Here is a 331-nt window from a genome sequence, read left to right on the forward strand (position 1 = left end):
CACCCGCGCCTACGTCGAACAGGACCTCCACGCCATCTACGAAGGCGAAGTCCGCTACGCCCGCGACGCCTTCGAAGGACTCCGCCTGATGGACGCGCTCATGGGCATCAAACGCGGAGTGCCCGGTGCGAGCCTGCCGGAACTGAAGCAACGCCGCCACCGCAGAGTGGAGTTGGAAGCTCCCGTTCCCACCGAGCGGTTGGGTCAGGTCCGTTCCGATGTGGCGGTGGACAACCGGGTGCCGGCTCCGCCGTTCTGGGGGGACCGGATCGTCAAGGGGGTGCCGTTCGCGGACTACGCGTCCTGGCTGGACGAGGACGCGCTGTTCAAG

The 331-nt window shown here is 67.4% G+C and carries 1 protein-coding gene; it reads left to right on the forward strand.

Translation table 11 applies throughout. The features are described from left to right. A partial coding sequence (locus tag UK12_RS34395; RefSeq protein WP_045307154.1) for a hypothetical protein occupies positions 1 to 331 on the forward strand: 331 nt, incomplete at both ends.

Origin of the sequence: Saccharothrix sp. ST-888 (assembly GCF_000955975.1) — a bacterium.
In the GTDB taxonomy this organism is placed as follows: domain Bacteria; phylum Actinomycetota; class Actinomycetes; order Streptomycetales; family Streptomycetaceae; genus Kitasatospora.